Consider the following 23,645-nt stretch of genomic DNA (forward strand, 5'->3'; position numbering starts at 1 on the left):
GCGGATGCCGGCTCGCCGACCGGGCCCGTGGCATACCCGTCAGGCGCGCGCGCCGACCGACTCCTTCTCGCCGCCCTCGCCGTCGTCGCCGGAGCTGCCGGCGTCGGCCTCGGCCCGGGCCTTCTCGTGCGCCCGCTTCGAGACCGCCTTGCCGCGCTGCAGCTCCCAGTAGGCGCAGACGAAGTAGACGATCGTGCCGGTGATGGCGATGGTGTAGAAGGTGTTGCGCTGCGTGAGGTAGGTGTAGATGTCCGGGCTGTCGAAGAACACGATGAGCGCGTAGACGAGGATCACCGCGAGCGCGAGCATCCACACGACCCGCAGCGCCCGGCTGATAGGCGTCGTGTCCTTGACGTGACCGGGCAGCGACTCGGCCTGCTTGCGCTTGAAGTCCTGCGCCCGCTCGAGGAAGAGCTCGTGGTCTCGCTTCTCCTCGGTGTAGTCCTCCCCGGCCCCGGCCTGCTTCGCGAGCGCGACGTAGAGCAGCGCCGCCACGATCCAGGCCGGCACGAAGGCGAAGTAGGGCGAGATGATCTGCGTGAGGTTGAGCACGATCCCGAGGCCGAAGGCGACCGCCCAGGCGACGATGGCCGGCGTGTTGGTGACGCCCTTGAAGCGCGCCCAGTACTCCGTCAGCCCGAAGCGCGGGAGCAGCTTGTGCTCGGCCCAGACGATGCCGCCGACCGGGGCCAGCAGCACGCCGGCCCAGGTCACGAGCGGGGCGTAGTTGCGGTAGACGAACGGGAAGCACGCGACCACCACCACGATCACGCCGACGATGAGCGTCGCCCGCGCCCGCGAGATCGAGGGAAAGACCCCCTGCGTCGCCAAGCCGGCGCGGTAGAGGTTGGCGTTGGCCGTCGTCCACCCGGCGACCACGACGGTGACGTAGCCGGCCCAGCCCAGGGCCACCCAGGAGACGTCGCCGGGCGAGAGGACCGTGATGCTGGTCAGCGTCAGCGCGGCGGTGGCGGCGCCCATGAGGCCGGCGGAGAACCACGCGACGTAGTGGCCGAAGAGCATGCCGGTCGAGGTCATCAGACCGTGCCAGCCCTTCTTGGCATACCGCAGCAGCGCCATGTCGATCATCCCCGCGTGCGCGAAGCTGTTGGCGGCCCACGCCAGACCGGCGACCTCGATCATCCCGATGCCCTCCTCGCCGCCGGGCGTGACCCTGGTGAAGACGGTGGCACCGGCGATGTCGACGAACTCGCCGAAGCTGCCGATCTCGGTGACGCCGGTGACCGACTCGGCCACGGCCGGCAGCAGCACCAGGCCGCCGACGGTGAACATCGTCGCCAGCCACGGCCCGCAGATCGTGGCGAACTCGGCGAGCGCGTTGAAGCCGAAGACCGCCACGAGCACCGCCACGATGCTGAAGGCCACCACGAGGATGATGAACCCGAGATGCGTGGGGTATGCCTGCTCCTGCGTCGGGATGCCGATCACCCGTTGGACGGCGGTCGCCGAGACGGTGAGCATCGCCGCCGAGATCACCGCGAAGACGATCGCGTTGGCGAGGTTGTAGATCTTGGAGATGGAGCTGCCGCCGAAGCGCAGCAGGTAGGTGTAGACGCTGAGCCCGACCTCGCGCGCGACCGGCGTCGTGACCAGCCAGAAGGTCAGGACGGCCAGGGTGTTGCCGATGAGCAGCCCGATGAGGACGTCCCAGATCCCGGCGCCGAGGATGACGAAGGTGGCGCCGAAGACGAACTCGGTGCCCGCGACGTTCTCCGCGGCGTAGAGGCCGGCGAAGTGCTTGGCCCCGTGCTTCTCGTGCTCGCCGACCGGGAGGAGCTCGGGGTCGGTGTTGGCGATCTGCTTGTCGATCTGCTCCACGCTGCGTGCCATGGCGATCTCCCTCAGTCCTGGTCCTGCTCGGCGAGCAGACGGGTCTGCTCGATCGTCTGGTCGGCGACCCACTGCGATCGTTCGAGCACCTCGTCCAGGCTCAGCTCGCCCTCGATCGCGGTGGTGTACTGCTGCCCCACGGCGTTGCCGAGGCTCTGGAAGGCGGGCACGTCGACGTACTGCATCCCGACGTAGGGCACCGGCTGGGTCGTCGGCTCCCCGATCTGGGAGGTCTGGATCGACTCCAGCGCGAGGTCGGCGAAGGGCGCGGCCTCGGTGTAGTCGGGGTTCTCGTAGAGGTCGGTGCGGTTGCCCGCGGGCACCGCGGCCCAGCCCTGCTCGTCGGCGACGAGCCGGGCATACTCCGAGGAGGTCGCCCAGGTGACGAACTCCTTGGCGAGCTCGGGCTGGTCCGAGCTGGCGGGGACCGCCAGCGCCCAGGCCCACAGCCAGTTGCTCGCGCGGCCGGCCTCGGTGCCCGGCGCGAAGGCGAAGTCCACGTCGTCGGCGACGCTCGAGGCCTCGCCGTCGGTGACGAAGCTCGCGGCCGTGGTGGCGTCGACCCAGATGCCGCACTGCCCGTCCTGGAAGAGGGCGAGGTTCTCGGCATACCCGGCGTCGGCGACACCCTCGGGCGCCATCCCGGCGAGCGCGAGGTAGGTCTCGCTCGCCTGCCGCCAGGCGTCACTGTCGAGTTCGGGGCTCCACTCCTCGTCGTACCACCGGGCGCCGTAGGAGTGCGCCATGGCGGTGACGACGGCGGCGTTCTCGCCCCAGCCCGGCTTGCCGCGCACGCAGGCGCCGGCGGTGTCGGTCTGCTCGTCGATCGCGGTCGCCGCCGCGACGACGTCGTCCCAGGTGGGTCGTTCGGGCATCTCGACGCCGACCTCGTCGAGCAGGTCGGTGCGGTACATCGTGAACGTCGACTCGCCGTAGAACGGCGCCGCCTGCAGGGTGTCCTCGTGGGTCAGCGCGTCGGCCACCTCGGGGATGAAGGCGCCGGCGTCGAAGCCCTCGGGCATGTCGGTGAGCGGGGTCAGCAGCTCCTGGTCGGCCCACACCTGGGCCTCGTAGGTCCCCACTGTGACCACGTCGAAGCGGCCCGCACCGGTGCCGACGTCGGTCGTGACGGTCTCGCGGAGCTCGTTCTCCCCCTCCCGCACCCACTCGATCTCGACCTCGGGGTGCTCGGCGAGGAAGGCGTCGCTCATCTCCTGCAGCGTGTCGAGGTCGCCGTTGTCGACGACGGCGATGGTGAGCGTGTCACCGCTCGCGGACTCGTCGTCGCCCCGCCGCACCCGGTGAGCAGGAGCAGCGCCCCGGCACCCGTGAGCGCCACCGCCCTCGAGCGTGCGCCCCGTCGGGGCGTCGTCCGCGTGACCCGGACTCCTCGCATGTGTGACTCCTTCGTCATGGCACCCACCCCGTCGGGCTCGCCGCACAAACGAGCGCGGCGTCGGTGCACATATGAGAGTCCTAGTGAAACTCTCCGCCTGCGCCCTGTCAAGGGTTGACGCCGCGTCAATCAGAGGGTCGGGGCTCAGCCCCCGGCGAAGGGTGGCAGCACGTCGAGCACGGCGTCGTGCGCGAGCGGCAGCTGCGGGTCGGAGACGTACTGCCCCTCGTGCAGCACCGAGCTCAGCGCGAGGACCCGCGTCAGCTCGGCGCCGTGCCGCTCCCGCAGGTCGGCGAGCAGCGCGCCCAGCTCGTCGGCGTCCACGCGCTCGCTCTCGGTGCCGGCGGCCTCGGCGGCCCCGGCGAAGTACCTCACCGTCGCCATGACGTCAGTCTCGCAGACGATCGGGTATGCCGCCGCTCACCCCGGCCGGGCCAGGTCCAGCACCCGACGGTTCTCCCGCAGCTCGTGCTCACCACGCCGGTCGAGCTGGGTCCCGCCGTCCTCGACCCACCCGTGCTGCTCGTAGAACTCGGCCGCCCGCGCGTTGCCGTCGAGCACCCAGAGGTGGGCACGGGTATACCCCTGGGCACGCAGGTGCTCCTCGACGGCGACCATCAGCCGGTGCCCGATCCCGGCCGACCAGAGTCGGGGGATGACGTAGAGCCCGTAGAGCTCGCCGTCCTGCGGCCGCTCCGGGTCGCGGGAGTGGCCGGCGACCGCCCAGCCGCAGACGAGACCGTCGACCTCGGCGAGGAGGTCGGTCCCCCGCGGGTCGGCGTGCTGCTCCGCCCACCGCGCCCGCCGTCGTGCGGCCTCGTCAGGGACGTCGAGGGCGTGCAGCAGCGGGGACGGCAGCAGGCCCGGGTAGGCACCCCACCACCCGGCCACCCGCACGGTCGCGACCGCCTCGGCGTCCTCCGGCGTCGCTGCCCGCAGCACCACGTCCATACCGCCCAGCCTGCCAGAGCGACCCGGACGTGGTCGGCGCCACCGACCGCCGGTTGGTCAGCCGAGAGCCGGTTCGTCATCTGAGAGCCTCCTCGAACAGGCTCCGATGTGACGAACCGGCTCCCAGTGGTGCTCAGGCCTCGCGGCGCGGCACCAGGGCCAGAGCGACACCGAACACCAGCCAGGTCCCGAGGACGAGCACCGGGGCCCCACGCGCCCGCACCGTCGAAGAAGGCGGTGGACCGCAGCAGCGACCCGGCGGCACCCGGGGGGGCAGCAGCTGACCCAGGGCGCCCCACCCGGCGGGCAGCATCTCCGGGGCGCCGGAGACACCGGACAGCGGGTTGCCGCAGCATCATCACGGCCGCGCCCAGGCCGACGCCCGGCAGACCGAGGACACGGTGCAGGCCCACGAGGCTCGCGCCGATCGCGCCGATCCCCAGGGCGATCGCGCCGGAGTTGGCCCACCAGCTTGACCCTCGAGCTGGGCGAGCGCCGGGGCGGGGGCGAGGACGCCGAGGAGCACGTCACCCCCGGGGGGGGGCCGAGCTGACGGCCGGCCACGCGAAGGCCGTGACCAGCACGGCGAGCAGCGCGCTGATAGCCAGGGCGATCCGCAGCACCGGGGGTCACCTCGTGGCCTACCTCGAGCGCCTCCAGGACGCGGGACGCCTGTCCCCCGAGGCCGACCCGGTGGCGGTGGCGCAGGCGACCTTCGGCACGATCCCCGGCTTCGTGCTGCAGCGCCTCGTCATCGGCGACGTGTCGTCCGGCACGTATGCCGCGGGCTGGGCCGCCCTGACCGGCGCGCCGTGGCCACCGGGGTCATCCGTCGAGGGCTGAGGACCACCGCTCCAGGTCCGCCGGGGTGTCGACGTCCCCCAGGTGCACCCCGTCGAACTCGAGCTCCCGCCAACGCAACGGCGCCACCAGCGAGCGCACCGAGGCCCCGGTCTCGGCGACCCCGGCCCGCCGCGCCCGCGCCGCGTCGAGCGCGGCCCGGCGGTAGACCGCGAGCAGCCACTGCGCCCGCCCGTCGTGGCGCGGGCATACCGCGTCGATCTCCCCCCCAGCCCGGCGAGCGTGTGCCGCAGCGCCGCAAGAACCTGCGGCGCGCCCGGCTGGTCGACGGCGCACACGGCGACCCAGTCCGGACGCGACGGGTCACCGGCCGCAGAAGGGGCTCGCTGCGACCAGGGCAGTGCGTCGAGACCCGCGCCGATGCCCGCGACCGGTCCTCCCCCCGGCGGGTCCTCCACGGTGCGCCGCACGCCGTCCGGGACGGCGGTCTCCCCCACCACGACGACCCGGCCACCCAGGTCGGCCGCCAGGACGCGCTCGAGCAAGGTCCGCCCGCCCAGCTCGATCGAGGCCTTGTCCCGGCCGCCCATCCTGGTCCCGCGTCCGCCGGCGAGGACGACGAGGTCGACGGGAGGCAGCGCGGGCATGTCGCTCAATAGCTCGGCAGGCTCGGGTCGACCTGCTCGATCCAGCCGAGGATGCCGCCGCTCATGACGCTGACGTCCTCCCGGCCGAGGCGGACGAGGTGGGCCGCGGCCCGCTGCGCGCGGGGGCCCGCCTTGCAGTAGACGACGACCGGGCCCTCCGGCAGGTGGTGGTCGAGATCGTCCCAGTTGAGCACCTCCCCCACCGGCACCAGGAGTGCGCCGGGCAGCGTGCCCAGCTCGTGCTCGGCAGGCTCGCGGACGTCGAGGAGGGTCGGCGCGCCGGAGCGGAGATCCGGTGCGAGCAGGCCTTCGACCTCGCGCGGCGAGACCTCGGGCAGCGGCACGATCTCGCGGACGTGTTCGCGCTCCACCGGCTGCACGACCGCCCCGACCGGGCGCAGCGGCACCTCACGGGTGCGCTGGGACAGCGCGTCGACGAGCAGCACCCGCCCGACCAGCGGCTCACCGAAGCCGCAGAGCAGCTTGACCACCTCGGCGGCCATGATCGAGCCCACCTGTCCCACCAGCGCGCCCAGCACACCGGCCTCGGAGCAGCTCGGCACGTCTTGCGGCCGGGGTGGCACCGGGAAGAGGTCGCGCAGCGAGACCGCGTCCTCGATCCCCGGCACGAAGGTGGACACCTGCGCGTCGAAGCGCAGGACGGCTGCCCAGACCAGGGGGATCCCGAGCGCGCCGCAGGCGTCGGAGACGGCATACCGCGTGGGGAAGTTGTCGGCGCCGTCGAGCACCACGTGGTGGCCGCGCAGCAGGTCCTCCGCGGTGTCCGCGTCGAGGCGGGTGTGCCGGACCTCCACCGAGACGTCCGGGTTCAGCCCCCGCACGAAGGCGGCGGCGGACTCGCCCTTAGGGGTCCCGACGGTGTCGGCACGGTGGATGACCTGCCGCTGCAGGTTGGTGGCGTCGACGTCGTCGTCGTCGATGATCGTGAGGTGACCGACCCCGGCGGCGGCGAGGTAGGCCAGCACCGGGCTGCCCAGCCCCCCGGCCCCGACCACCGCCACCCGTGCGGCGAGGAGCCGGCGCTGCGCCGCCATGCCCATCCCCGGCACCAGCAGGTGCCGGGAGTAGCGCGACACCTGGTCGGGCCGCAGCGCTGGACCGGGCCCGACGAGGGGCGGGAGGCTGGTCATGGCTCCAGTGTGCCCGCTGCTGCCAGGACGGCCGACGCCGGTCTCAGCGGCGCGGCGGGTCGGGGATGCGGCCCGACCCGTCCCGCTGGATGATGCCCTCGGCGACCAGCCGGGTCAGCCACGGGTGGTCCGGTTCCTCGTCCCACCGCTCGCGCCAGGTCGCGGCGTGCCGGCGGGCATACCGAGCCTCCTCCTCGGGGGTGAGCGGCTCGGTCGGCTGACGGTAGGCCTCGGCCCCGCCGACCCATGCCAGCGAGCCGCCAGCCCGGTCCAGGACCCGGGCGAAGTCCGCGGTCTCCAGGCCGGGCCCGGCGTAGTCGGCGCAGAACCCGCCGACCTCGGCGTAGTCGTCGGCGCTCATCGCGAAGCTGCCCGGGGAGAACAGGTGGGACCGCTCCTCGACCCGGATCTCGCCGGGCGCGAGCCTCGGCGCGCCGGGAGCCCGCCGGCTCAGCTCGTCCAGCTTCTGCAGGGGGTAGCCGACGGCCGGGTTGGCGACCGGCGGCAGACGGAGCACCGGCGAGCACCAGACGACCGGGCCGTCGGGTATGCCGGAGGTGTCGCGCTCGGCGACGGCCCGGGCATACCGCTCCAGGGTCCGGGGGCCGGGGATGACGGAGGAGTGCAGGAAGACGAGGACGTCGGCGCCCGCGTCGACGGCGAGCTCGGCCGCGAGGTTGCGTGCTGCCGCGTAGGGCAGGGCGCGACGGTCGGTCTGCACAGGTTTGACGACGGTCTGCCACCGGTCGGTGCCCAGCGGCAGTCGTCCACGGGTGAGATCGCGGTCCCCCATGGAGATCACGACGTGCACCGCAGGTGGCGTGGTGCCGACGGAGAGTCCGTCGACCTGCGCCAGCAGGTAATCGTGATGTCCGCGCGACATCGTCAGTACAGCAACGGTATCGGGCACGGCCGCAGTGTAGCCATTGCCGCCACCCAGCCACCACATCCGAAAGGGTGAAATGCGGGGGAGACGCGCTGACCTGCGACGACGGGGACCCCGGTGACGGCTCACCGCGCCCGCCCGGGGGCGGCGGCGTACAGTCTGGGCCATGGTCGCCGGTTCCCCGCTGCGGGTGGCCCTGATGAACGACTTCGAGGTGGTCGTCCGGGGCCTCCAGGGGATGCTGGCGCCCTTCGAGGACCGGGTCTCCGTCGTCGAGATCGGCGCCCAGGTCGACGTGAGGCAGTCCGTCGACGTCACGCTCTACGACACCTTCTCCGAGCCCCAGGTGGACGGCGAGGACTTCGACGACGTCCTGGAGAGCCCCAACCCGGGGGCCGTCGTCGTCTACACCTGGCACCTCGACCCGGCACTGATCGAGGTCGCCCTGGCCAAGGGGTGCCGGGGATACATCGGCAAGACCGTGAGCGGCGCCGAGCTGGTCACCGCCCTGGAGCGGGTGGCGTCCGGCGAGGTCGTGGTCGAGCCGGTCACGAGCCAGCAGCCCGAGCCTGAGCCGCACTCCCCCGGTGACTGGCCCGGCCGGGCCGAGGGGCTCTCCGCCCGGGAGGCGGAGATCGTCAGCCTCATCACCCTGGGCCTGACCAACAACGACATCGCGCTGCGCAGCTACCTGTCGATCAACTCGGTCAAGACCTACATCCGCACCGCCTACCGCAAGATGGGCGTGACCCGGCGCTCGCAGGCGGTGCGCTGGGGTCTGGAGCACGGCATGACCCCGGACGTCCTGCGCCGCCAGGTCACCGACCAGGCGCCCTGAGCAGGCCTCAGGCGGGCGAATAGATCACGACCGAGTAGGGCCCGAGGTCCAGCGTGCCGTGCCCGTCTCCTGCGTCGATGTCCGGTGTCGCGTGGTCGCCGAAGAGCTGGCTGTAGGCCCGGGCGTCGCTGTTGAAGCGCAAGCGCCAGTGCCCGCCCGGCAGCTCGACCGGGCGCTGGACGGCGTGCGCGGAGAGGTTGATCGCGACCAGGACGTGCTGCCCGTCGCCCGTGGACCGGACGTAGGCCAGCACGTTGGCGTCCTCGTCGCCGGCGACGACGTTGGTGTGCGGTCCGGCGAGGCCGGCGCTGACCCCGTCGGCGTCGAGCCGCAGCCGGATCAGGTCCCGGAACATCTGGGTGATGTCGCGGAAGGCCCACGCTCGCTCCCAGTCCAGCGGCACGTTGTCGCGGAACCACTCGTCCTCGAGGAACTCCTGCCCCTGGAACAGCATGGGCAGGCCCGGCGCGGTGAGCACCAGGGCCGCGCCGAGGGTGGCGCGCTTCTGGGCGTTCCACCCGCTGGGGTTGTCGCCCTGGACCTCGGAGGTGATCCGCGCCTTGCCGTTGGACACCTCGTCGTGCGACTCGGTGTAGATCACCCGGTCGAAGGCGTGCTGATAGGTATGCGTCACGGCGGCCGCGACCGCGGCGATCGAGCGGTGCGCGTCGTCCTGGGTGATGAGGGCCTCGCGCACCGGGTGGACGAACTTGGTGTCCCACTGGGCGTGCATGGCCGCGCCACCGGGCTCGGTGGAGGTGACCGCCGCGACCCCGTGGAGGTCCTCGGCGATGACGAGGTGCCGGGGGAACTCGGTGCGGACCATCTCACCGATCCGGCGCATCATCTCCCAGCCCTCGGGGATCTCGTCGCCGTGCGTCCCGTCGACCCGGCGCATGTAGGGCGTCATGTCCAGCCGCAGCCCGTCCGCGTGGTAGTCGCGCAGCCACATGCGGGCGTTGTCGAGGATGAAGTCGCGGACCTCCTGCCGCCCGTAGTCGGGCCGGGTGTCGCCCCACGGCGTCGAGGAGCGGTGGTCGTTGTAGAAGTAGATGCCGCCCTTGCCGTTCTCGGACCAGCCGTCGAACTGCCAGGTCGGCAGGTCCGAGGGGCCGAAGTGGTTGTAGACCACGTCGACGTAGACCGCGAGACCGCGCTTGTGCGCCTCCCGCACGAAGGTCTTGAGGGCCTCGGGCCCGCCGTAGCTGGACTCGACGGCGAAGACGTGGGCCGGGTTGTAGCCCCAGGAGTAGTCGCCGGCGAACTCCATGAGCGGCATCAGCTCGATGGCGTTGACCCCGAGCCCGACGAGGTAGTCGAGCTTGCCCATGAGGTCGCCGAGGTTCGCCGGCCGGCCGTCCTCGGTGGCGACGAAGGACCCGATGTGGGTCTCGTAGATGACGGTCTCGTGCTGGCGGGGCGGGGTGAAGTCGTCGCCCTCCCAGTCGAAGGCGCCGTGGTCGTAGAGCAGGCCGTTGCCGACGGAGTTCGTCACCGCCAGCGCCCGCGGATCGATGCGGTGGAAGCTGTGCTCGCCGTTGCTCACGAGCAGCTGGTACTCCTGCCACATCTGCGCGCCCGGGACCTCGGCATACCAGTGGCCGTTGCCCTCGTGCTCCATCCCGTGAGCCTCGGGGTCCCACCCGTTGAAGTCACCGATGACGCTCACGCCGGTGGCGTTCGGTGCCCAGACGCGGAAGGCGTAGCCGCCCTCGATCGGGATGGCTCCCATGCCGGCGACGCTCACGGACTCTCCTTGCTGCTGGGGTCATGACGAGAGGGCGCGGAGCCGTCGTGGCCGCGCCCTCGCGCCATGATGGTACCCCTCAGGCCCTCGCGGACTCCTCCTGCGGGGCGGCCTGCATGACCATGAAGGCGGCGCCCTGCGGGTCGGCGACCGTGGCGAGACGACCGACACCGGGCATGTCGTCCGGGCCGTGCACGAGGGCTCCGCCGAGCTCGGCGACCCGCTCGATCGCGGCGTCGGCGGCATCATGACCGTGCCGCCGACACCCGTCCACAGTCCCGGCACTACCGTGACCGGGTGACCACCAGTCCGCCGCAGCCGCAGACCGGCGCGACGGCATACCCTCGGCGCGCCACGCTCTTGGTCACGACGACGCTCGCCGCGCTGGCGATGATCGGTCCGTTCACCATCGACACGGTCTTCCCCGGCTTCGAGGCGATCGGGCGGGACTACGAGGTCGACGCGACCGCGCTGCAGCAGATCACCTCGATCTACCTCATCAGCTTCGCGGTGATGAGCGTCTTCCACGGCCCGATCTCGGACGCGCTCGGGCGCAAACCGGTGATGATCGGCGGGCTGCTCGGGTATGTCGTCGCCTCCGTCGTCTGCGCGCTCGCGCCCAGCTTCGGGGTGCTGCTCGCGGCCCGGGTGATGCAGGGCCTCTTCGCCGGGGCGGCGACCATCGTGAGCCGGGCGGTGATCCGCGACCTCTTCTCCGGCGCCGAGGCGCAGAAGCTCATGGCGCGGGTGATGATGATCTTCGCCATCGCGCCCGCGATTGCGCCGGTCATCGGGGGCGAGATCCTGCGCTTCGGGCCCTGGCACTGGATCTTCTGGTTCGTCGCGGCCTACGGTATCGCGGCGGCGGTGCTCACCGCGGTGGTGCTGCCGGAGACGCACCCGCCGGAGCGACGCAGTTCGCTGCGGGTGGGCTCGGTGCTCGGGTCGCTGTGGGGCGTGGCACGGTCCGGACGCTTTGAGCGGCTGGCCTTCTCGGCCGCCTTCGTCTTCGCCTCCTACTTCCTGTATGTCGTCGCCGCACCGATCATCGTCGTCGACCTCCTGGGGCGCGGCGAGCAGGACTTCTGGATGCTCTTCGTGCCGATGATCGGCGGCATGGTGACCGGCTCGATGCTCACCAACGGGCTGGCCGGGCGGGTGGACCCCGGGCCGATGGTGGACGTGACGATGGTGGTCCTGCTCGGCGGGACGCTGGTCAACGTCGTGCTCTGCTGGCTCGCGCCGGACCTGCCGTGGGCCGTCCTCGGGCCGGCGCTGATGGGCGCGGCGATCGGCGTGGCCTTCCCGGTGCAGCAGTTGGCGATGCTCGACCTGTTCCCGGAGCAGCGCGGCGCCGCCGCGTCGATGGCCTCCTTCGCGGCGCTGGTCTTCAACGCGCTGCTGGCCGGGCTGATCTCGCCGCTGGTGACGGGCACCCTGCTCAGCACCGCCCTGACCAGCGCCTGCTTCGCGCTGCTCGGCGCGGGCCTGTGGGCCTGGCACCGCCGCGCCACGGCGGGGGATCCGCCCGCCGACTGAGGGGTGCCTCTCGCACTGAGAGCCGGTTCGTCACACCGGAGCCTCCTCGAGGAGGCTCTGATGTGACGAAGAGGCTGTCAGTGGGCGAAGCGGCTGCCAGTCAGCGCAGGTTCCGGGTCGACCGAGCCATGAGCACACCGGCAGCCAGCCCGGGCAGGGTGGCCAGTGCCAGCGGGACGAGCATCCAGGACGTGCCCGCGACCTCTACGCCCCCCGCCTGGACCAGATAGGTGAAGAGCAGGACCGCCGCGAGCGCCCAGATCCCGGCTGTCAGCACCAGCGCCGCCCACCAGTGGGCACGCCGGCCCGACACGGCCGGCAGCACGACCGCACAGAGCAGGCCCGAGATCGCCCCCAGCAGCGCATACACCGCCGCTCCGTACAGCATCCCGAAGACGGTCAGCCCGACGTCGGGGTCCTCGCCGCGAGACTCGACCAGCACGAGGATCGCCAGCACGGCACCGGTGACCATCCCTACGAGGACGCCCCAGCCCAGCCCGGCGAAGGCATATCTCGGCTCGAACCACTGCCGCCGCCGCACCGTTTCGGTCATGGGGGCAGTCTGCCCGCGCGCCCGTGTCAGCACCGGGATCACCCGCCGGAGGGCTCGGCGACCTCGCCGCGGTCGATCTCACCCTGGCGGTAGAGCGTGACGCCGGCGCGCAGCAGCTCGTCCATCGACTCGCCCCGCTCCATCCGCCCGACGATCGAGGCCCGCATGCGCGGGTCCCAGAACTTGCGGATGTGGGTGGCGATCTCTTCGGCGGCGCGCTCCGGCGGGTGGTGCGCCATCGCCCGTGCGATGTCCTCGCCCATCCGCACGTCGGCGGGCTGGTGCTGACGGGTATGCACGTCGACGCCCTCCCCTGTCGGCGGGCCCTGATCCGGGCTCGGGTCGGCGTCGGTCGGGGCGTCGAGGTCCGGCTCGCGCCGGCTCACCGGCGCGCCCCCACCACGTCGACCGCCGGGTCGACCGGCTCGTGCCCGTCGCTGACCCCGGCCGCCTCCGCCGCCTCATGCTCCCGGCCCGCGTTGGCGACCCCGACCTGCACCGCCGTCACCTTGTACTCCGGGCAGTTGGTGGCCCAGTCGGAGTTCTCCGTCGTCACGACGTTGGCGCCGGTCACCGGGTGGTGGAAGGTCGTGTAGACCACGCCGGGCTGCATCCGCTCCGACACCAGGGCGGTGAGCGTCGTGGCCCCGACCCGGCTCGCGAGCTGGACCCGGTCGCCGGTCCTGATCCCCCGCATCTCGGCGTCCGCCGGGTGGACCTCGAGCACGTCCTCGGGGTGCCAGGAGGAGTTGGCGGTGCGGCGGGTCTGGGCGCCGACGTTGTACTGCGACAGGATCCGCCCGGTGGTGAGGATGAGCGGGAAGCGGCGGTTGGTCGTCTCGGTCGTCGGGACGAAGACCGTGGGGATGAGCTTGCCCTTGCCGCGCACGAAGGCGTCGACGTGCATCGTGGGCGTGCCCTGCGGTGCGCTGTCGTTGACCGGCCACTGCATCGAGCCCTCGGCGTCGAGCCGGGCGAAACTCACCCCGGCGAAGGTGGGCGTCGTCGCGGCGATCTCGTCCATGATCTCCGATGCGGAGGCATACTCCATCGGATAGCCCATCGCCGTCGCGATCTCGCACACGACCTTCCACTCGTCCTTGCCGACCCGGCTCGGCATGACCGGACGCACCCGCCCGAGCCGCCGCTCGGCGTTGGTGAACGTGCCGTCCTTCTCCAGGAAGCTCGAGCCCGGCAGGAAGACGTGGGCGTAGCGCGCGGTCTCGTTGCGGAAGAGGTCCTGGACCACGACCATGTCCATGCTGGTCAGCGCGGCGCGGACGTGCTGCAGGTTGGGGTCGGACTGGGCGATGTCCTCGCCGTGCACGAAGAGCCCCTTGAAACTGCCGCCGATCGCGGCGTCGAACATGTTGGGGATCCGCAGCCCCGGCTCGGGGTCGAGGGTGACGCCCCACATGTCCTCGAAGATCGAGCGGACCTCGGGCAGCGAGATATGCCGGTAGCCGGGCAGCTCGTGCGGGAAGGAGCCCATGTCGCAGGAACCCTGGACGTTGTTCTGGCCGCGCAGCGGGTTGATGCCGACGCCGGGGCGGCCGATGTTGCCGGTGACCATCGCGAGGTTGGCCATGCCCATGACCATCGTCGAGCCCTGGCTGTGCTCGGTGACGCCGAGGCCGTAGTAGATCGAGCCGTTCGGTGCGGCGGCGTAGAGCCGGGCCGCCTCGCGCACCTCCTCCGGGTCGAGGCCGGTCGCCTCGGCGGTCGCCTCCGGTGAGTTCTCCGGCGAGCAGATGAAGTCGAGGTAGGCCTCGACGTCCTCGCAGCGCTCCTCCAGGAAGCCCTTGTCGTGCAGGCCCTCGGTGACGACGGTGTGCGCCATCGCGTTGACGAAGGCGACGTTGGAGCCGGGCCGCAGCGGCAGGTGCGCCGACGCCTCGACGTGCGGGGTGCGCACGAGGTCGATCTGGCGCGGGTCGGCGACGATGATCTGCGCGCCCTCGCGCAGCCGCTGCTTCATCCGTGAGGCGAAGACGGGGTGCGCGTCGGTGGGGTTGGCACCGATGAGCAGGACGACGTCGGTGTGCTCGACCGAGGCGAAGTCCTGGGTGCCGGCGGAGGTGCCGAAGGTCTGGTTGAGGCCGTAGCCGGTGGGGCTGTGGCAGACCCGGGCGCAGGTGTCGACGTTGTTGTTGCCGAAGGCGGCACGCACCATTTTCTGGACGACGTAGACCTCCTCGTTGGTGCAACGGGAGGACGAGATGGCTCCGATGCTGCCGGCCCCATGACGGTCCTGGATCGCGCGGAAGCCGTCGGCGACGCGCTGGATCGCCTCCTCCCAGCTCACCACGCGCCAGTCGTCGTCGATGGTGTCGCGGACCATCGGCGACATCTGCCGGTCGGCGTGGTCGGTGTAACCGTAGGCGAAGCGGCCCTTGACGCAGGAGTGGCCCTCGTTGGCCTTGCCCGCCTTGAGCGGCATCATCCGCACGACCTCGGTCGTCGTCTCGCCGGTGGCCTCGTCGCGGGTGTCCGTGACCTCGGCGCGGAAGGAGCAGCCGACGCCGCAGTAGGCGCAGGTGGTCTCCACGACGCGCTTCGGCATACCCAGGGAAATCACCGACTTCTCGGTGAGCGCGTCGGTCGGGCAGGCCTGCACGCAGGCGCCGCAGGAGACGCACTCGGAGGCGAAGAAGTCGGTCGGCCCCGGGACGATCCGCGAGTCCGGGCCGCGACCCTCGACGGTGAGGGCGAAGGTGCCCTGGATGTCCGAGCACGCCCGCACGCACCGCGAGCAGGCGATGCAGGCGTCGGGCTCGTAGTCGAAGTAGGGGTTGGAGGTGTCGCGCTCGCCGCGGTCGAGCGGGTCGGGGAGTCCGTAGCGCACCTCGGCGACCCCGGTCTGGCGGGCGAGCGCCGCGACCTCGCAGGAGCCGCGGGCGCAGCCGGCGCAGTCGGCGGGGTGGTCGGAGAGGTAGAGCTCCATGACCCCGCGCCGCAGCTGGCGGACCTCGTCGGTGTCGGTCCGGACGACGGCCCCGTCGGAGCACGGCGTGGTGCAGGACGCGGGCTTGCCCTTGCCGTCCTCGATGTCGACGAGGCAGAGGCGGCACGAGCCGAAGGCCTTGAGCGAGTCGGTGGCGCACAGGCTGGGGATCTCGACGCCGGCCTCGCGGGCCGCGCGCATGACCGAGGTGCCCTGGGGCACGGTGACCTCGCGGCCGTCGATGGTCAGGGTGACGGTCGTCCCGCTGCGCATTTCGGGGGTGCCGAAGTCGGGCTCGGGCAGGTATGCCGCGCCCGTCGCCCCGTCGGTGGCGCCAGGGGTGACCCCCGGCATCCCGGTGACGTCGCCCTCGCGGCTGGCCTGCCCGAGCCGGCTCGCGACCTGCTCGGCGGTGGGGATGATGGCGGTCATCGCGGGCTCCCTCCGAAGTCCTCCGGGAAGTGGGTGAGCGCGCTGCGGACCGGGACGGGGGTGAGGCCGCCCATGGCGCACAGCGAGCCGGTGGTCATGGTGGCGCAGAGGTCCTCGAGGAGGACGAAGAGCTGGTCGCGCCCCTCGGCGCCGGCGGGCGTGCTGGTGATCTTGTCGATGGTCTCGACGCCGCGGGTGGAGCCGATCCGGCACGGGGTGCACTTGCCGCACGACTCGACCGAGCAGAACTCCATCGCGAAGCGCGCCATGCGCGACATGTCCACGGTGTCGTCGAAGACGACGACGCCGCCGTGCCCGAGCATCCCGCCGGCCTCGGCGAGCTCCTCGTAGCCCATGGGGACGTCCAGCCTGTCGGCCGGCAGGTAGGCCCCCAGCGGCCCGCCGACCTGCACCGCGCGGACCGGACGGCCGGTGCGGGTGCCGCCACCGACGTCCTCGACGAGCTCGCGCAACGTGATGCCGAGCGGCGCCTCGTAGACGCCGCCGCGGGCGATGTTGCCGGCGAGCTGGAAGATCTGGGTGCCGCGCGAGCGGCCGACACCGCGGTCGGCATACGCCTGGCCGCCGTCGGCGAGGATCATCGGGATCGCGGCGAAGGAGAGCATGTTGTTGACCACCGTCGGGCTGCCCCAGAGGCCGTGCAGCGCGGGGATCGGCGGCTTGGCTCGGACCTCGCCGCGACGGCCCTCGAGGGACTCCAGCATGGACGTCTCCTCGCCGCAGATGTAGGCGCCGGCGCCGACGCGCACCTGGAGGCGGAACGCCCGGCCGCTGCCGGCGACGTCGTCGCCGAGGTAGCCGTGCTCGGCGGCGACCGCGATGGCGTCGCGGAGCCGGGCGATGGCGTCGGGGTATTCGCTGCGGCAGTAGATGTAGCCGTCGGTCGCGCCGACCGTGACCGCCGCGATGGTCATGCCCTCGACGAGGGTGAACGGGTCGGCCTCGGCGAGGACCCGGTCGGCGAAGGTGCCGGAGTCGCCCTCGTCGAGGTTGCAGGCGACGAACTTCTGGTCGCTGTCCGCCTCCAGGACGGTGCGCCACTTGATGCCGGTGGGGAAGCCCGCGCCGCCGCGGCCGCGCAGGCCCGAGGTGAGCACTTCCTCGACGACCTCGGCCGGGTCGAGCTCGAGCGCCCGCCGGAGCCCGGCCCAGCCGCCCTGGGCCTCGTAGGCGCCGATGTCGGTCGGCTCGGCCAGCCCGATCCGCGCCAGGCTCACCCGGTCCTGCCCGGTGAGCCACGGGTCGTCGTCGACCACCCCGATGGAGGTCTCGTGATCGGCGCCGGTGAGCATCCCCGCCCCGACCAGGTCGGGTATGCCGTCGGCCGTGACCGCGGCGTAGCCCACCCGCCCGCGCTCGGTCTCGACCTCGACGAGCGGCTCGCGCCAGAGCATGCCCCGGGTGCCGTTGCGCCGGACGGTGACTCCCTCGACCTGCGCGAGGGCCGCGGCGACCTCGTCGGCACCGACGGCGCGGGCCGAGGAGTCCTGCGGCACCCAGACGGTGGTCATGGGGACCACCCCGACTCCGCGGCGGCGAGATGCTCGGCGGTCACACGACCCCGGAGGCGCCCGTCGACGCTGGCGCTGGGTCCGAGCGCGCAGTTGCCGAAGCAGAAGACCTCGCGCACCTCGACGTCGTCCCGCCCGGCGAAGCGCTCCTGCGCCGCGGTGTAGAGGTCCGCGGCACCGACCGCCTGACAGGCCTCGGCACGGCATACCTGCACGGTGTGCTCGGGCGGTGGGGTGCGCCGGAAGTCGTGGTAGAAGCTCACCGTCCCGTGGACCTCGGCGACCGAGAGGTTGAGGACGTCGGCGATCTCGGCGACGTCCTCGTCGGCGACGTAGCCGTGCGCGGCCTGCACGGCGTGCAGGATCTCCAGGAGCGGCCCCCGCTCCCCCGCCTGTCGCGCCGCGATCTCCCGGACTGACTCCGCCCGGGCCGACTGGGGCGTCAGCTCCTCGGTCTGCTGCCGACCAGCACGTGGCACTGGTGTCTCCCGTCGTTGGGTGCGGCCTAGCCTACGGCCCGTGGCGGCCCCGCGACAGTGGGCTTGCCGCCTGGCCAGGACAGGTCCGCCTGCGCTGTCACCCCTGGCGCGCCGCGAGCCACCCAGGCAGGTCGTCGGTGACGAACTCGCCCTGCTCGGCCGGCAGGCTGGGCAGGGCCATCTCAGCGACACCGTCGAGGTCGGTCAGGGCCACCGTGAGTCCCCGCTGACGCGCCCCCTCGGCGACGAGCGACGCGAGGGTGCTCTTGCCGCTCGCGATCGGGCCCGTGATCATCACTAGACGCGGCGCCAGCCTCTCCATCCGCCCACCTTAGGCAGACCCGAGTATCTTGATGTCAAGACACCGGGAGGTCGTATGCACCTGCACCACGTCCAGATCGCGATGCCCGCGGGAGGGGAGGCGGAGGCCCGACGCTTCTACGCGGAGGCGCTCGGCCTCGTCGAGGTGGACAAGCCGCCGGCGCTGCGGGGCCGGGGCGGCTGCTGGTTCCGCTCGGGGGAGGACGGTGCCGTCCCCGCCGAGATCCACCTGGGGGTCGAGGACCCGTTCGCGCCGGCGAGGAAGGCGCATCCTGGTCTCCTCGTCGGCGATTCGAGCAGCCTCGAGCAGCTCGCCGCCCGGGTGGAGCGGGCCGGCTTCGAGGTGGACTGGTCCGAGCGCCACAGCTTCGAGGGCTACGAGCGGTTCCACTGCCGGGACGGTTTCGACAACCGGATCGAGGTCATGGCGCCGGGGCAGGAGCGCAGCGGGCGAGCCTGACGGTGACGCTGCGGGACGGCGTCCCGCGACGACTCACCCGGGAGCGACCTCGTCGCCGACCGAGACCTGCGCCGGCCCGCCCTCCAGCCCGACCGGCACGAGCCGGATGCCGAACCACGTGGCGCCGTCCCACCGCCGGTGCTGCGCCAGCGTCCGGATCGGCTCCTTGCCGGTCTCCAGCGTCTCGCCGTCGATCTGCGTCATGACGCACCGGTCGCACAGCTCGGTGCGGCGGTAGCGGACCTCCCCGATCGTCACGAACTCCCAGTCGTCCTCGGCGAAGGCGCTCTCCCCGTCGATCACGACGTTGGGCCGGAACCGCGACATCGGCACCGGCTCGCCACCTCCCTCGAGGATCCAGTCGCCCACCCGCGTCAGCGACGCCTCGCTGGTCAGCAGGACCGGCCCGGTGTCGGCGAGCGACATCGACTCACCCTCCTGCCCGCCGTGCGCGCCGGAGATGCGCCGCACGGCCGGATCCTCCTGCCAGACCAGCCGCAGCCCGCGCCCGAGCTTCTCGGAGATCCACTCGCTCACGTCCGCGTCCGCGGGTGGCGCGAAGCCCTGCCGCGAGTGGCCGACCGGCACCACCGGCACCCCGAGCGGGGTCTCCACCAGGATCGAGTCACCGTCACGCGCGGCGATCCGGATCGTCTCCTCGTCGACCTGCCGCGCGGTCAGCCCCAGCAGCCCGTGGCACTCGCGCGCGGTCACCGGGAAGCCGTCGGGACCGACCACGCCCCAGCGCCGGTCCCCCGCCAGCCCCCACGGCTCGACGCCCGAGGTGTCCACCGCCTCCCCGGCGAAGGACTTGACGGGATACCTCCACAGCTCGGTCACGCGCATACCTCAGCCTGCCACGCGCCCGTCCCGCGCTGGTCGACGCGCACCCGGTGTAGACAGGACCCATGACGACGCAGTCTCAGACCGCCCCCGACTCCCGCGCCGGGTGGAGCCTCGTCGGCCCCGGCCTCATCGTCGCCGCGACCGGTGTCGGCGCCGCCGACCTGGTGGCGACGGTCATCGCCGGGCAGCGGTTCGGGTATGCCCTCCTCTGGGCGGTCATCGTCGGCTGCCTGATGAAGGTGGTCCTGGTGGAGGGCGCCGGCCGCTACTCGCTCGCCACCGGCAACACGATCTACGAGGGCTGGGCGACACTGGGCCGCTGGACGACGTGGTACTTCGCGCCCTACATCGTCATCTGGGGCTTCGTCTACGGCGCCGCCGCCATGGCAGGGACGGGACTACCGCTCGCGAGCCTCTTCCCGGCGCTCCCCGTCACCTGGTGGGGCATCCTGTCCGGCCTCGTCGGTGCGGCGCTGGTGTGGTTCGGCCGGTATGCCCTCTTCGAGAAGGTCTGCGCGGCGCTGGTCGGCCTCATGTTCGTGACGATGTTCGTCGCCGCGCTGCTCACGCTCCCCAACATCCCGGAGCTCGTGACCGGCCTCGTCCCCCGGATCCCCGAGGGCGGGCTCATCAACGTCCTGTCCGTCGCGGGCGGGGTGGGCGGCACGATCACGCTGGCCGCCTACGGCTACTGGATCCGGGAGAAGGGGTGGACGACGCCCGGACACATGCGGGTCATGCGGCTGGACAACACCGTGGCCTACACCGTGACCGGCATCTTCGTCATCTCGACCCTGATCGTCGGAGCCGAGCTGCTCTACTCCGCCGGCATCGCGGTCGAGACCGGCGACGAGGGTCTGCTCGACCTCTCCGAGGTGCTGCGCGACCGCTACGGCAGCTGGGCCGGCACCGTCTTCCTCGTCGGCTTCTGGTCGGCGGCCATGTCCTCGCTCGTCGGCGTGTGGAACGGCGTCTCGATGATGTTCGCCGACTTCGTCGGCCACGTCCGCAGGCTGCCCAAGGACGACCCCAGCGTGCGCCTCGGCGGTACCTGGTACAAGGCCTACATCCTCTGGCTGACCTTCCCGCCGATGATCATGCTGTTCCTGGGCCGACCGGTCTGGCTGATCCTCGCCTACGGCGTGCTCGGGGCCTTCTTCATGCCCTTCCTCGCGGTCACGCTGCTGTGGATCCTCAACACCGCGCGGACCCCGAAGGAGTGGCGCAACGGCCCGGTGGTCAACGTCCTCATGGGGATCTGTGCCCTGCTGTTCGCCTGGCTCGCGGTCACCCAGGTGCAGGGCGCCGTCGAACGGGCCCTCGGAGGGTGACCCCGCAAGCGACCGGCCGGGGGGCCGTCCGGTCGCCGGCCGGGGGCCCGGCCAGGGTGTGAGGTCCGGGACCTACGGCCGGGCGACGTACGACCTCAGGTAGTAGCATGGTCGTAGTCGGACGACAGGAGCAGATGATGAGCGACTCGCCCACGACCACCCTCTCCGAGCGGGAGTGCTGGGACCTCCTCGGCCAGCACGAGTTCGGCCGCCTGGCCTACCACCTCACCGACGAGGTGCACATCGCCCCGGTCAACTACGCCGTCGACCGGGACCGCCTCGTCTTCCGCACCGCGGAGGGCTCCAAGCTGCTCGGGGTGGTGATGGACTCCGACGTCGCCTTCGAGATCGACCAGGTCGACGACGACGCGGAGACCGCCTGGAGCGTCGTCGCCCGCGGCACCGCGGGGATCCTCGAGGGGCAGGAAGCCCGCGAGGTCGACAACCTGCGGCTGCGGCCGTGGGTCGGCACGGAGAAGTTCAACGTCGTCGCGATCACCGTGACGGAGGTCAGCGGGCGGCGCTTCGCTCTGAGTCGGCCGTGGAGGCATCTGCGGCGGCACGGCTGACGCGCAGCGCCGCCACGACGTAGCTCACCGCGCCCAGCCAGGCCGCGACGACCACCGGCCGGACCCCACCCGCCCCCCCGGTGGCGTCGGGGAAGCCGGCGACGAGCCCGAGCGAGGCGAGGAAGCGACGGCGCAACGGCTGGCCCCGGCCGCCGACCAGATCGCCGTCGGCGACGTCATCCGCGCCGTCGACGGCACGTTCGCTCCCCGGTGTCCGCGCTGCTGGACCAGCCGGACGCCTGGGAGAGCCGCTGAGGCGCCGCGACCGGGAGCCTCCACGTCGCAGGAGAGCCTCCTCGAGGAGGCTCTCCTGCGACAGGCCGGCGCTCAGTGCGTGCGAGGCTCCTCAGTCGCCGGAGTCCATGCCCTTGCTGATGAGGTCCATGACCGAGGAGTCGGCCAGCGTGGTGACGTCGCCGACCTCGCGGTTCTCGGCGACGTCCTTGAGCAGGCGGCGCATGATCTTGCCCGAGCGGGTCTTGGGCAGCTCGGGCACGACCATGATCTGACGCGGCTTGGCGATGGCGCCGATCTCCTTGGCGACGTGCTGGCGCAGCTCGGCCACGAGGTCCTGCCCCTCGCCGGCCTCGTCGCCTCCTCGACAGCCTCCTGCCGCAGGATGACGAAGGCGCAGATCGCCTGACCGGTGGTCTCGTCCGCCGCACCGACCACCGCCGCCTCGGCGACCTTCGGGTGGCTGACCAGCGCCGACTCGATCTCCGCGGTCGACATCCGGTGGCCGGAGACGTTCATGACGTCGTCGACCCGGCCGAGCACCCAGATGTTGCCGTCCTCGTCCAGCTTGGCGCCGTCCCCGGCGAAGTACATGTCTTCAAACCGGCTCCAGTAGGTCTCCTTGTAGCGCTCCGGGTCGCCCCAGATCCCGCGCAGCATCGAGGGCCAGGGGTCGGTGACCACGAGGTAGCCGCCGGACCCCTTCTCCACCGGCTGCCCCATGTCGTCGACGACCACGGCGTTGATGCCCGGGATGGGGTGCTGCGCCGAGCCGGGCCGGGTCTCGGTGACGCCGGGGATCGGGGAGATCATGATGCCGCCGGTCTCGGTCTGCCACCACGTGTCGACGATCGGGCAGCGGCCCCCGCCGATGACCTCGCGGTACCACATCCACGCCTCGGGGTTGATCGGCTCACCGACCGACCCGAGCAGCTTGAGGCTGGAGAGGTCGAACTTCTCCGGGATCTCCTTGCCCCACTTCATGAAGGTCCGGATGGCCGTGGGCGCGGTGTAGAGGATCGTCACCTTCTTGTCCTGGACGATCTCCCAGAACCGGCCCTGGTGCGGGGTGTCCGGCGTGCCCTCGTACATCACCTGGGTCGCGCCCAGCGTCATCGGCCCGTAGACGAGGTAGGAGTGCCCCGTCACCCAGCCGACGTCGGCGGTGCACCAGTAGACGTCGGTCTCCGGGTGGATGTCGTGCACGACGTGCGAGGTGTAGGCCGTCTGCAGCAGGTAACCCCCGGTGGTGTGCACGATGCCCTTGGGCTTCCCGGTCGTGCCGGAGGTGTAGAGGATGAACAGCGGGTGCTCGGCGTCGAAGGCCTGCGCCTCGTGGGTCGCGTCGGCCGCCTCGAGCACCTCGTGCCACCAGACGTCGCGGCCCTCGGTCCACTCGACGTCCTGCCCGGTGCGTCGCACCACGAGGACGTGCTCGACGGGGGTGTCCCCCTCCAGCGCGCCGTCGACCACGGACTTGAGCCCGGAGGGCTTGCCGCGGCGGTAGCCACCGTCGGCGGTGATGACGACCTTGCTGTCGGCGTCGGCGATGCGGTTGCGCAGGGCGTCGGAGGAGAAGCCGCCGAAGACGACGGAGTGCGGCGCGCCGAGCCGGGCGCAGGCCAGCATGGCGACGGCGGCCTCGGGCACCATCGGCAGGTAGATCATCACCGTGTCGCCCTCGCCCACGCCGAGGTCGGTGAGCGCGTTGGCGGCCCGCTGCACCTGCTCGTGCAGCTCGGCATACGTGATGTCGCGGGTGTCGTCCTCGGGCTCGCCGACCCAGTGGATCGCGACCCGGTCGCCGTGCCCGGCCTCGACGTGCCGGTCGACCGCGTTGACGCAGGCGTTGAGCCGGCCGCCGACGAACCACCTGGCGAAGGGCGCCTCGGACCAGTCGAGCACCTGGTCGAAGTCAGTCTCCCAGTCCAGGTAGGTCCGCGCCTGCTCGGCCCAGAAGCCCTCCCGGTCCTCCCGGGCCCGGTCGAACAGCTCGCTCGAGCCGTTGGCCTGGGCGGCGAACTCATCGCTCGGGGCGAAGGTGCGCTCCTCGTGCAGCAGGTTGGACAGTCCCTCGTCGGACATCGGTGCTCCTCGCGCTCGGGGTCGGTCCCGAGTATGCCGTGCCCCACCCCCG

At 72.0% G+C, this 23,645-nt stretch carries 22 protein-coding genes and 2 pseudogenes; 6 read left to right on the forward strand and 18 right to left on the reverse strand.

The window, feature by feature from the left end:
* Positions 1–39: 39 nt before the first annotated feature.
* From FU792_RS15210 to FU792_RS15225, 4 genes are all read right to left on the reverse strand, one after another.
* Positions 40–1,851 (reverse strand): purine-cytosine permease family protein, encoded by a 1,812-nt coding sequence (locus FU792_RS15210; protein ID WP_202980387.1) that lies wholly within the window; start codon positions 1,849–1,851, stop codon positions 40–42.
* A gap of 11 nt (positions 1,852–1,862) precedes the next feature.
* Positions 1,863–3,149, reverse strand: a complete 1,287-nt coding sequence (locus FU792_RS15215) for an ABC transporter substrate-binding protein (RefSeq protein WP_202980388.1) — start codon at positions 3,147–3,149, stop codon at positions 1,863–1,865.
* Positions 3,150–3,391: 242 nt separating this feature from the next.
* Complete coding sequence (locus FU792_RS15220) at positions 3,392–3,631, reverse strand: MoaD/ThiS family protein (protein ID WP_022925840.1); 240 nt, start codon at positions 3,629–3,631, stop codon at positions 3,392–3,394.
* Positions 3,632–3,667: 36 nt separating this feature from the next.
* Positions 3,668–4,198 carry a GNAT family N-acetyltransferase gene (locus FU792_RS15225; RefSeq protein ID WP_022925841.1) on the reverse strand — a complete coding sequence of 177 codons (531 nt, stop codon included), beginning with the start codon at positions 4,196–4,198 and terminating at the stop codon, positions 3,668–3,670.
* Between the two features lie 573 nt (positions 4,199–4,771).
* On the opposite strand from FU792_RS15225, the gene FU792_RS18190 reads away from it, so the two are divergent.
* Positions 4,772–5,041, forward strand: a complete 270-nt coding sequence (locus FU792_RS18190) for a hypothetical protein (RefSeq protein ID WP_157609219.1) — start codon at positions 4,772–4,774, stop codon at positions 5,039–5,041.
* Here the strand turns inward: FU792_RS18190 and FU792_RS18195 are convergent.
* From FU792_RS18195 to FU792_RS15240, 4 genes and pseudogenes are all read right to left on the reverse strand, one after another.
* Positions 5,024–5,335 (reverse strand): hypothetical protein, encoded by a 312-nt coding sequence (locus FU792_RS18195; protein WP_168714884.1) that lies wholly within the window; start codon positions 5,333–5,335, stop codon positions 5,024–5,026. The genes FU792_RS18190 and FU792_RS18195 overlap by 18 nt on opposite strands.
* Positions 5,332–5,646 (reverse strand): annotated as a pseudogene (gene mobA / locus FU792_RS18200) (molybdenum cofactor guanylyltransferase); the annotation flags it as partial. The pseudogene mobA and the gene FU792_RS18195, both read right to left, overlap by 4 nt.
* Positions 5,647–5,651: 5 nt before the next feature.
* On the reverse strand, positions 5,652–6,797 hold the full coding sequence (locus tag FU792_RS15235) for a ThiF family adenylyltransferase (RefSeq protein WP_022925846.1): 1,146 nt from the start codon (positions 6,795–6,797) through the stop codon (positions 5,652–5,654).
* A 43-nt stretch (positions 6,798–6,840) separates the two neighbouring features.
* Positions 6,841–7,707, reverse strand: coding sequence for a glycosyltransferase family 2 protein (locus FU792_RS15240; protein WP_149814878.1), 867 nt, complete (start codon positions 7,705–7,707; stop codon positions 6,841–6,843).
* 142 nt (positions 7,708–7,849) lie between these two features.
* On the opposite strand from FU792_RS15240, the gene FU792_RS15245 reads away from it, so the two are divergent.
* Positions 7,850–8,521, forward strand: coding sequence for a response regulator transcription factor (locus FU792_RS15245; protein ID WP_022925848.1), 672 nt, complete (start codon positions 7,850–7,852; stop codon positions 8,519–8,521).
* A 7-nt stretch (positions 8,522–8,528) separates the two neighbouring features.
* Here the strand turns inward: FU792_RS15245 and FU792_RS15250 are convergent, their stop codons facing one another.
* Both FU792_RS15250 and FU792_RS15255 read right to left on the reverse strand, forming a co-directional pair.
* Complete coding sequence (locus FU792_RS15250; protein ID WP_022925849.1) at positions 8,529–10,268, reverse strand: alpha-amylase family glycosyl hydrolase; 1,740 nt, start codon at positions 10,266–10,268, stop codon at positions 8,529–8,531.
* Positions 10,269–10,347: 79 nt separating this feature from the next.
* Positions 10,348–10,542, reverse strand: coding sequence for a VOC family protein (locus tag FU792_RS15255; RefSeq protein ID WP_022925850.1), 195 nt, complete (start codon positions 10,540–10,542; stop codon positions 10,348–10,350).
* Between the two features lie 23 nt (positions 10,543–10,565).
* On the opposite strand from FU792_RS15255, the gene FU792_RS15260 reads away from it, so the two are divergent.
* The gene (locus tag FU792_RS15260) at positions 10,566–11,807 is read left to right on the forward strand and encodes a multidrug effflux MFS transporter (RefSeq protein WP_022925851.1); all 1,242 of its coding nucleotides are present in this window, start codon (positions 10,566–10,568) and stop codon (positions 11,805–11,807) included.
* A gap of 100 nt (positions 11,808–11,907) precedes the next feature.
* Here FU792_RS15260 and FU792_RS15265 read toward each other — a convergent pair whose 3' ends face one another.
* The 6 genes from FU792_RS15265 to FU792_RS15290 all read right to left on the reverse strand — a co-directional run bounded on the left by FU792_RS15265 (position 11,908) and on the right by FU792_RS15290 (position 18,042).
* Entirely contained in the window at positions 11,908–12,360 is a 453-nt protein-coding gene (locus tag FU792_RS15265) for a hypothetical protein (RefSeq protein WP_149814879.1), read from the reverse strand.
* A gap of 38 nt (positions 12,361–12,398) precedes the next feature.
* Positions 12,399–12,746: a formate dehydrogenase subunit delta gene (locus FU792_RS15270; protein WP_022925853.1), complete on the reverse strand. Its 348-nt coding sequence runs from the start codon at positions 12,744–12,746 to the stop codon at positions 12,399–12,401.
* Positions 12,743–15,736 carry a formate dehydrogenase subunit alpha gene (gene fdhF / locus FU792_RS15275; protein ID WP_022925854.1) on the reverse strand — a complete coding sequence of 998 codons (2,994 nt, stop codon included), beginning with the start codon at positions 15,734–15,736 and terminating at the stop codon, positions 12,743–12,745. Before fdhF ends, FU792_RS15270 begins: the two co-directional genes overlap by 4 nt.
* The gene (locus FU792_RS15280; RefSeq protein ID WP_028131173.1) at positions 15,733–17,268 is read right to left on the reverse strand and encodes a formate dehydrogenase beta subunit; all 1,536 of its coding nucleotides are present in this window, start codon (positions 17,266–17,268) and stop codon (positions 15,733–15,735) included. Before FU792_RS15280 ends, fdhF begins: the two co-directional genes overlap by 4 nt.
* The gene (locus FU792_RS15285; protein ID WP_022925856.1) at positions 17,265–17,747 is read right to left on the reverse strand and encodes an NADH-quinone oxidoreductase subunit NuoE family protein; all 483 of its coding nucleotides are present in this window, start codon (positions 17,745–17,747) and stop codon (positions 17,265–17,267) included. The genes FU792_RS15280 and FU792_RS15285 overlap by 4 nt, the downstream gene beginning before the upstream one ends.
* Positions 17,748–17,844: 97 nt before the next feature.
* Positions 17,845–18,042 (reverse strand): hypothetical protein, encoded by a 198-nt coding sequence (locus tag FU792_RS15290; RefSeq protein WP_022925857.1) that lies wholly within the window; start codon positions 18,040–18,042, stop codon positions 17,845–17,847.
* Between the two features lie 81 nt (positions 18,043–18,123).
* Between FU792_RS15290 and FU792_RS15295 the strand changes: the two genes are divergently transcribed.
* On the forward strand, positions 18,124–18,528 hold the full coding sequence (locus FU792_RS15295) for a VOC family protein (protein WP_022925858.1): 405 nt from the start codon (positions 18,124–18,126) through the stop codon (positions 18,526–18,528).
* A gap of 33 nt (positions 18,529–18,561) precedes the next feature.
* Here the strand turns inward: FU792_RS15295 and FU792_RS15300 are convergent, their stop codons facing one another.
* Positions 18,562–19,374, reverse strand: coding sequence for an MOSC domain-containing protein (locus FU792_RS15300; RefSeq protein ID WP_022925859.1), 813 nt, complete (start codon positions 19,372–19,374; stop codon positions 18,562–18,564).
* 62 nt (positions 19,375–19,436) lie between these two features.
* Between FU792_RS15300 and FU792_RS15305 the strand changes: the two genes are divergently transcribed.
* Positions 19,437–20,705: an Nramp family divalent metal transporter gene (locus FU792_RS15305; protein ID WP_022925860.1), complete on the forward strand. Its 1,269-nt coding sequence runs from the start codon at positions 19,437–19,439 to the stop codon at positions 20,703–20,705.
* Between the two features lie 137 nt (positions 20,706–20,842).
* A complete protein-coding gene (locus FU792_RS15310) occupies positions 20,843–21,274 on the forward strand; it encodes a pyridoxamine 5'-phosphate oxidase family protein (protein WP_028131175.1) in 432 nt (143 codons plus the stop codon).
* A 346-nt stretch (positions 21,275–21,620) separates the two neighbouring features.
* Here the strand turns inward: FU792_RS15310 and acs are convergent.
* A pseudogene (gene acs, locus FU792_RS15315) lies at positions 21,621–23,593 on the reverse strand (acetate--CoA ligase).
* Between the last annotated feature and the right edge of the window lie 52 nt (positions 23,594–23,645).

Origin of the sequence: Serinicoccus marinus DSM 15273 (assembly GCF_008386315.1) — a bacterium.
GTDB classification, from domain to species: Bacteria; Actinomycetota; Actinomycetes; order Actinomycetales; family Dermatophilaceae; genus Ornithinicoccus; species Ornithinicoccus marinus.

Coding starts and splice junctions, on each gene's coding strand:
- FU792_RS15210 (WP_202980387.1), bottom strand. CDS start 1,851: ATGGCACGCAGCGTGGAGCAGATCGACAAGCAGATCGCCAACACCGAC.
- FU792_RS15220 (WP_022925840.1), bottom strand. CDS start 3,631: ATGGCGACGGTGAGGTACTTCGCCGGGGCCGCCGAGGCCGCCGGCACC.
- FU792_RS15225 (WP_022925841.1), bottom strand. CDS start 4,198: ATGGACGTGGTGCTGCGGGCAGCGACGCCGGAGGACGCCGAGGCGGTC.
- FU792_RS15235 (WP_022925846.1), bottom strand. CDS start 6,797: ATGACCAGCCTCCCGCCCCTCGTCGGGCCCGGTCCAGCGCTGCGGCCC.
- FU792_RS15245 (WP_022925848.1), top strand. CDS start 7,850: ATGGTCGCCGGTTCCCCGCTGCGGGTGGCCCTGATGAACGACTTCGAG.
- FU792_RS15265 (WP_149814879.1), bottom strand. CDS start 12,360: ATGACCGAAACGGTGCGGCGGCGGCAGTGGTTCGAGCCGAGATATGCC.
- fdhF (WP_022925854.1), bottom strand. CDS start 15,736: ATGACCGCCATCATCCCCACCGCCGAGCAGGTCGCGAGCCGGCTCGGG.
- FU792_RS15280 (WP_028131173.1), bottom strand. CDS start 17,268: ATGACCACCGTCTGGGTGCCGCAGGACTCCTCGGCCCGCGCCGTCGGT.
- FU792_RS15290 (WP_022925857.1), bottom strand. CDS start 18,042: ATGATCACGGGCCCGATCGCGAGCGGCAAGAGCACCCTCGCGTCGCTC.
- FU792_RS15295 (WP_022925858.1), top strand. CDS start 18,124: ATGCACCTGCACCACGTCCAGATCGCGATGCCCGCGGGAGGGGAGGCG.
- FU792_RS15300 (WP_022925859.1), bottom strand. CDS start 19,374: ATGCGCGTGACCGAGCTGTGGAGGTATCCCGTCAAGTCCTTCGCCGGG.
- FU792_RS15305 (WP_022925860.1), top strand. CDS start 19,437: ATGACGACGCAGTCTCAGACCGCCCCCGACTCCCGCGCCGGGTGGAGC.
- FU792_RS15310 (WP_028131175.1), top strand. CDS start 20,843: ATGAGCGACTCGCCCACGACCACCCTCTCCGAGCGGGAGTGCTGGGAC.